This window comes from Paraplanobispora takensis (assembly GCF_016863195.1).
Classification (GTDB): Bacteria; Actinomycetota; Actinomycetes; order Streptosporangiales; family Streptosporangiaceae; genus Planobispora; species Planobispora takensis.
The window spans coordinates 20,465-27,564 of record NZ_BOOK01000054.1; the positions used below are offsets into that span (position 1 = coordinate 20,465).

Consider the following 7,100-nt stretch of genomic DNA (forward strand, 5'->3'; position numbering starts at 1 on the left):
CCCGCTTTCCGGCACGCTGACCGGCGACCTGGGAATCCTCTACGTTACCGACTGGTAACGAGAATTTCACCGCCTACAAATTCTCATTATCGGTCCATACGCTTCGGCCACGGCAGTGCGGCAGGCCGTGCCGTGCTCCGGACCGGGTGCGTCGGCGGGCCGCCCGCCGTACCCGTCCCGCACCCCTCACCCCCCACTCCAGCCCGTCCAGGAGCGCGCATGGCGAAACCTCGCCCGACCCTGCCCATCTCCCTGCTGTCGATCATGACCGCCACGGTCCTGACCGGTGCGGCCGGAGCCGCCCCCGCCGCGGCGGACTCCGTCACGGCCCGGGCCGCCGTCACGGTCCCCGCCGCGGCGCGGACCGCCGGCACGCCCGTGGCCACGACCGCCTTCCGGTTCGTCACCGTCCCCGGCGCCGGTGTGAACCTCAAGGCCAACGTCATCGCCCCGGCCGCCGCCGGACGGTATCCGGCGATCATCCTGCCCTCCAGCTGGGGACTCAACGACCTGGAGTATCTGGCCCAGGCCAAGGCCCTGGCCGGACGCGGCTACGTCGTCGTGTCGTACACGCCGCGCGGGTGGTGGTCCTCCGAAGGCGAGATCGACACCGCCGGGCCCCTGGACATGAGCGACCTGTCCAAGGTCATCGACTGGACGATCGCCAACACCGCCGCCGATCCCGCCCGCATCGGCGCGGCGGGCATCTCCTACGGAGCCGGCATCAGCCTGCTCGGCTCGGCGTTCGACCCGCGGATCCGGGCCGTCGTCATGATGAGCGGCTGGACCGACCTGGTCTACTCGCTCTACGGCGACCTCACCCGCCACCGGCAGTCGGCCGGGCTGCTGGAGTTCGCCGCCGGCACGCTGGGCAACCCCGGCCCCGACCTGACCGGCAAACTGGACGACTTCGCCGCCGACCGCAACGTCGAGGAGATCATCGCGTGGGCGGGCGTCCGCTCCCCGGCGACCTATCTCGACGCCATCAACGCCAACCGGCCCGCCGTACTGATCGCCAACGCCTGGGGCGACTCGTTCTTCCCGCCCAACCAGCTCGTGGACTTCTACGACCGGCTGAGGACCCCCAAACGCCTGGAGCTGAGGCCGGGCGACCACGCGATCGCCGAGGCCGCCGGCGTGCTGGGCCTGGAGAACGAGGTGTGGACCAGCCTGTACCGCTGGTTCGACCAGCATCTGGCCGGTATCGACACCGGCATCGGCCGTGAGCCGTCGGTCCAGGTCAAGCCGCACAACGCCGCCACCGAGGGATATCGCGACTGGGCGGAGTTCAGCCCCGCCGCCCGCCGGTACGGCCTGGGCCGGATCCGCCGGCTGGATGACACCGGTCTGCTCGGCGGGGCCCCCGCCGCCGGGTGGAGCAAGACCCTGCCGGCCGACCGCGACACCAGGGCCACCGGCGGTCCGGTGCTCATCACCAACGGCATCGCCGCCTTCACCGGCGAGCGGCCGAAGATCTGGCTGCCCGCCGTGAACCGCGACCGCGCCGGGGTGTGGGCCTCGGAGCGGCCGTCCACGGCGCAGCGGATCCGCGGCATCCCGAAGCTGCACCTGGAGCTGACCGGCACCGCTCCCCGGGGCACCGTCGTGGCCTACCTGTACGACCTCGATCGGTTCGGCAACGCCAGGCTGATCACGCACGCCCCCGCCGGCTGGCAGGGCACCGCCGGCGGCGACCGCAGCATCGATCTCGCCCTGTCGGCGACCGCCTACGATCTGCCGGCGGGTCACTCCCTGACCCTCGTCGTCGACACCGTCGACCCGCTGTATCACGAGGAGAACGCCCCGGACGGCTCGATCACCATCACCGGAGGGTCCTACCTCGACGTCCCGCTGAGATGACCCCGGGAAACCGCCTCCCGAGCGCGGCGCCCGCACCGCGTCGGTCCGCAGGCCGGTGTCACGGGCCACCGCCGTCACGTATCAAACCGGGCGGCCGGGTCTCTGATGGAGATGGAGGGACGCACTCCTGCCGGCCGCTTGCGGAGGACCATCATGGACATCTTTCAGGAAGTGCTCCAACGCCTCCTGGAGCGCACTGTGGGCGCCGGCAAGGCGGTCAGGCGCAAGAGGATGGTCGCGCAGTCGGCCGCTACCGAGGTCGGCGGGGTCGAGGCCGGCCTGGACCGGGAGCTGACGGGGCACCGGATGACATCGGGCTCACTCCTCACGGGCAGGAGCGCGGCGGTGTTCACCGTCCACCTGTCGCGGTCGCGCGGGCTGGTGGCCACCGGAGGCGCCGACGGCACGGTCCGGCTCTGGCACGCGGAGGCGCCGGACGGCGGCCAGGTGCTCGCCGAGACCGGCAACGCCGTCCACAGCGTGCGCTTCTCGGCCGATGGGACGATGCTCGCGGCCGGGGGCAATGACAAACAGGTGCGGATCTGGGACCTTTCGGGCGGTCCGGCGGCTGCCCGGCTGCTGCCGGGAACATGGCGGCACCACGCGTACGTGCTCGCCCTGGCCTGGTCGCCCGACGGCCGCCACGCCGCGTGCGCCGCGGGCGACGGCCGGGTGGCCGTACGCGATCCCGGGAGCGCGCGGACGCTGTGGGAGACGAAGGTGAAGGCCGGCCCCCTGGGTGTCGGCGACATCGCCTTCTCTCCCGCCGACGGCGGCCGCCTGGCGCTTCCCGCCTGGCGGGCCGTGTCGATCGTCGAGGCGGGCGCCGGTCAGCGGGTCCTGTCGCTTACGACCGGCAAGCACAACGTCGACAGCGTGGCGTACTCACCCGACGGCAAGCTCATCGCGGCGGGCGTATCCGACGGCACCGTGCGGGTCTGGCGGGTGGCCGACGGAACGGCGGCGCACACCCTGCGCGTGCACGCCCCGATGGCCTACAGCGAAGGCGAACCGGTCGGCAGAGTCACCGGGCTGGCCTTCGCCCCGTCGGGACGGTTTCTGGCCTCGGGCGGCTGGGACGGCGTGGTCAAGATCTGGCGCGCCGCAGACGGGGCGTTGCTGCGCGAGGTCGAGCCGGGGCGCGGGGTGGTGCACGCGCTGGCGTGGTCTGCCGACGACACGCGGCTCGCCGTGGCCGCCCACGACGGCGTCGCGCAGCTGTGGTCGATCTCCTGACGGCGGTCCTCGCCGGGAGCGGCGAGCCCGTGGCCGCGGCTGATCGACATCCCGGGTCAGGCGTCGGGAAACTCCAGCTCGACCGTCTGCCCGGCGGTGAGAAGGAAGTACGCCAGGAACGTCACTCCGTCGTCCTGCGCGTCGAAGCGGGCGATGCGGGCGCCCTCCGGTTCGTAGAACGTGTCACCGGGGGTGAGCACGGTCTCCGGCCGGCCGTCGATTCGGTACACCACGGAGCCGTCCTCGATGCTGCCGAACACGGGGCAGTTGTGGATGTGCAGCCCGGCGGGCTGCCCGGCGGCGATGCTGATGCGCCGCACCTCGACCCGGTGGATGGCCGACGGCGCCGGCAACTGCTGGTCGAGCACGACGGTACGGGTGACCGGCGGCGTGCCCGCGGCCGGAACGATCCGCTGCCGGCCGCGGCACTCGACGTCGGTGACCGGCCCGTCCGGCTCCGACGCGGCGCCGTCGCCGGGGATCTCCTCGACGGCGAGGTGGGTCGTGGACGTGGTGGCGGTCGCCGGCGTTCTCGGGACGGGCATGGGGTGGCAGTCCTTCCGGTCGGGTTCCCGGCTCACGCGCGTCGCCGGGCGGTCGCGGTGGCGTGGGCCGTCAACAGCGCGAGCACGCCCGATACGGCCTGCTCGAACGGGTCGGCGGTGCCCGAAGCGCGGGCGAGCACGTATCCGCTCTGCAGGACCGCGACGATGGTCGCGGCCGTGGCCGGCGGGTCGAGCCGGGGATCCAGTTCGCCCGCGGCGCGTCCCTCCTCCAGCACCTGCGCCAGGCGGGCACGGAGCCATGCGAGGGTGTCGTCGACCGGTGCCCGCAGGGCGGGATCGGCCATCACGTCGGGGTCCTGGGTCAGCCCGCCGACCGGACAGCCCTTCAGCACGTCCCGTTCGCGACGCAGATAGGCGGTGATGCGGTCGAGGGCCGTGCCGGGGGCCGACAACCGGGCCTCCGCGGCGGCCCGCAGTTCCTCGGCGGTGCGGCGGATCGCCGTCAACGCCAGGTCGTGCTTACCGGCGAAGTGGTGGTACATGCTGCCCTTGGATCACCCCGCGGCCGTCGCGGGAACTCAGACCTTGTCGCGGGAACTCAGAGCGCGGAAGAGCGCTCCATCAATCCGTCCAGCATCAACTCGATCGACCGGCAGGCGTCGGTGCGGGCCGTGGCGGCGTCCACGTCGCCGCCGGCGCTGCGCATGACGCCTTCCACCATGCCGAACAGCAACGCCAGGTCGCGCGCCCGCACGTCGCCGCGCACCTCGCGGCGGTCCTGGGCGCGCCGCAGCGGTCCGGCCAGCACAGTGATCATCCGGCGCTCGTACCGTTCCCGCGTCCTGGGGTCCAGGCGGTACGTCAGCGCCACCAGCGACCGCATCGTGACCTGCGTGCGCAGCACTTCCCCGAGCAGGTCCCGGAAGGGCACCGGCTCACCGGGACCGTCGACGCAGGCCTCCAGGCGGGATATCTCATATCCGATCACCGCCTCGGCGAGCGCGTTGCGGTCGGGGAAGTGGCGGTACAGCGTGGCCTGCCCGACCCCCGCCCGCCGGGCGATCTCCGGCATCATCACCGGCGCCCGCGGATCGGACATCACATCCACCGCCGCCTGAATGATCGCCATCCGGTTCCGCCGCGCGTCGCTGCGCCGCGGCCCGTGCGCACCGTAAGGCATCGCCAAGCTCCTCAACCACCGATGTTACCGAGTGGTAGCGATGATCTCACCGGCGGTCGGCACATGGCCACCCCTCGCCGTCGGCCGTCGTGGTGCCGCCGGGCGGCACCCGGGGGCGGGGTCAGGCGGTGGGGAAGGGGCCGGCGTACTCGGTGTAGTCGGAGACGCCGTCGCCGTTGAGGTCGACGCGGACCTCGTCGGCGTAGCCGTCGCCGTTGTGGTCGAGGTAGACCACGTCGGTCACACCGTCGCCGTCGGTGTCGTAGCGCTCCTCGTCGGCCACGTGGTCGCCGTCGGTGTCGATCAGCTGGGCGTCGGTGCCGCCGTCGCCGTCGTAGTCGACGTAGTCGGTGGTGGTGACCTCGAACTCGCTCATTTGTCGTTCCGTTCCTTTCGGGTGCGTTCGTCAGATAAGAGTGGCCGCCCGCGAGGATTGTTACAGCGGGTTCCACGATTTCTCCGCGCCGGAAGTCCCGGGTCCCCTCGTCACGGTGCGGCGTGCGGGCCCGAATCCTGGCGGATGCGGCGGCCGGTGATCTCCGCGGGGACGATGCGGATGTAGAGGTCACGCTGACCTCCGGCCCACGGCTCGACCCCGGAGGCGGCGACGGCCGCCTCCTCCTCGGGCGGGACATGGTGGGCGCCGCCCAGGATGAGCACGCTCCAGCCTTCCCGGTTGACCTCGTCGACGTGGTCGACCTCGAAGGCGATCTTGATCGTGGCGCCCTTCACATGGGTGCGCAGATCCTCGTCCAGTGGGCCGCCGAAGGCGGTGCGGAAGACCACCGCGCCCTCGTAGAAGACGTAGCTGACCGGCACGATCGCCGGGCCGACGGGACTGCCGAACCCCACCCGGCCGACGCCGCCCGGCGAGATCAGCCGCAGGCACTCCTTGATGTCGAGCTCCTCCAGCACCGGCCGCGTCCCGGCGCGCCCGCGTCCCGGCGGCAGGTCCACCTCGCCGCCGAGCAGTTCCGCCGCGCTGGTGTCGAGCCCGGCGGCCAGGCGGTGCACGGTCTCGGCGCCGGGCGAGGCCGGGTGCTCCTCCAGATAGCCGAGATAGCCGGGATCGATCCCGGCGCGGTCGGCGAGCTGCTCCCGGCTCAGGCCGAGGGACCGGCGCCGCCAGGCGATGCGGCGTCCCAGATCGCCGGGGAGGGCATAACGCTCGGACATGGGGTCTCCTCACGGGAAAGAGCGAGGCGGGGGTCGTGTCGTGGCTCCGCCCTCGACGCTACGCCTGCGGCACCGCAATACCCCAGAGGCGAAAGACCCATGAGGACCCGTGGAACGCCCCGCCGGTCCATCCTGGAATCTACAATGTAAAGGAACTGGTGCAGGGTGCGACGAAGAGGGCCGGAGAGGCGAGAATCACCGGGGGCCGGCCTCGCCCGGACGGGACGGGAGGCGTGATGGACACCACGGCGCGCGACGAGCGCCTGCGTCGTGGAGCGCCTGGCCGCCCGGAAGCCGGCGCAGGCCCGACCGCCTGCCGGTCTCGCCGAGCCCCTCCGGAGCCTCGCGCACGCCGGGTCTTTGGTCCCTCGTGCGCGCGACCGTCGGCCCCTTCATGCGCGTGGCGGCGGGCGCGACGCTGGAGGTGACCGCCGGGCGGCCGGACCGGCCCCGGGACCGGCCGCCAGGAGAGCACAGGCGGACAAGGAGATGAGTTCCCATGCGCGCGCTCGTGGTCTTCGAATCGATGTTCGGCAACACCCAGGCGATCGCCAGGGCCGTCGCCGACGGACTGGCCACCCGGATGGACGTGGAGCTGGCCGAGGTCGGCGCCGCCCCGGCGGCCGTTCCCGGCGGCGTGGACCTGCTCGTCGTCGGCGGGCCCACGCACGCCTTCGGCATGAGCCGGGCCGGCACCCGCAAGTCCGCCGCCGAGCAGGCGGCCTCCGGCCTGGTGTCGAAGGGGCGGGGGATACGCGAGTGGCTGTCCGCCCTGAGCGGCCACGCCCCCGGTGTGAGCGCCACGGCGTTCGACACCCGCGTCAAGAGCCCCCGGCTGCCCGGCTCGGCCCGGCGCGGCGCCGAGAAACTCCTGCGCAGGAAGGGCCTGCCCGTCCTCACCGGGTCGCAGAGCTTCTACGTCTCCGGCACTCCCGGGCCCCTGCTGGAGGGCGAGATCGAACGCGCCCGCTCCTGGGGCGTGTCGCTGGCCACGATGCGGGAGACCGGCGAGCGGCGGCCCGCCGTATGACGGGAGCGGCCGGCCGCGCGAGGAGGACGCGCTCGGACCCGGGCGGCCGGCCTCCCCTTCAATCAGGCGCCGGAGGGCGGGCCGGCGCAGGGCGGGGTCCGGGCCGTCACGG

The 7,100-nt window shown here is 72.9% G+C and carries 8 protein-coding genes; 3 read left to right on the forward strand and 5 right to left on the reverse strand.

Going from position 1 to position 7,100, the window contains the following annotated elements; translation table 11 throughout:
• The first annotated feature begins 219 nt into the window (after positions 1-219).
• Positions 220-1,860 carry a CocE/NonD family hydrolase gene (locus tag Pta02_RS33110; protein WP_203878940.1) on the forward strand — a complete coding sequence of 547 codons (1,641 nt, stop codon included), beginning with the start codon at positions 220-222 and terminating at the stop codon, positions 1,858-1,860.
• A gap of 171 nt (positions 1,861-2,031) precedes the next feature.
• Entirely contained in the window at positions 2,032-3,096 is a 1,065-nt protein-coding gene (locus tag Pta02_RS33115; protein WP_203878941.1) for a WD40 repeat domain-containing protein, read from the forward strand.
• Positions 3,097-3,152: 56 nt separating this feature from the next.
• On the opposite strand, the gene Pta02_RS33120 is transcribed toward Pta02_RS33115, so the two are convergent.
• The 5 genes from Pta02_RS33120 to Pta02_RS33140 all read right to left on the reverse strand — a co-directional run bounded on the left by Pta02_RS33120 (position 3,153) and on the right by Pta02_RS33140 (position 5,958).
• Entirely contained in the window at positions 3,153-3,641 is a 489-nt protein-coding gene (locus tag Pta02_RS33120; protein WP_203878942.1) for a cupin domain-containing protein, read from the reverse strand.
• Between the two features lie 32 nt (positions 3,642-3,673).
• Positions 3,674-4,144, reverse strand: coding sequence for a TetR/AcrR family transcriptional regulator (locus Pta02_RS33125; protein WP_239131422.1), 471 nt, complete (start codon positions 4,142-4,144; stop codon positions 3,674-3,676).
• A gap of 56 nt (positions 4,145-4,200) precedes the next feature.
• A complete protein-coding gene (locus tag Pta02_RS33130; RefSeq protein ID WP_203878943.1) occupies positions 4,201-4,731 on the reverse strand; it encodes a TetR/AcrR family transcriptional regulator in 531 nt (176 codons plus the stop codon).
• A gap of 172 nt (positions 4,732-4,903) precedes the next feature.
• A complete protein-coding gene (locus tag Pta02_RS33135; protein ID WP_203874413.1) occupies positions 4,904-5,158 on the reverse strand; it encodes a hypothetical protein in 255 nt (84 codons plus the stop codon).
• A 110-nt stretch (positions 5,159-5,268) separates the two neighbouring features.
• Positions 5,269-5,958 (reverse strand): helix-turn-helix domain-containing protein, encoded by a 690-nt coding sequence (locus Pta02_RS33140; protein ID WP_203878944.1) that lies wholly within the window; start codon positions 5,956-5,958, stop codon positions 5,269-5,271.
• A gap of 499 nt (positions 5,959-6,457) precedes the next feature.
• On the opposite strand from Pta02_RS33140, the gene Pta02_RS33145 reads away from it, so the two are divergent.
• Positions 6,458-6,988, forward strand: coding sequence for a flavodoxin family protein (locus tag Pta02_RS33145; protein WP_203878945.1), 531 nt, complete (start codon positions 6,458-6,460; stop codon positions 6,986-6,988).
• The last annotated feature ends 112 nt before the right edge of the window (positions 6,989-7,100 follow it).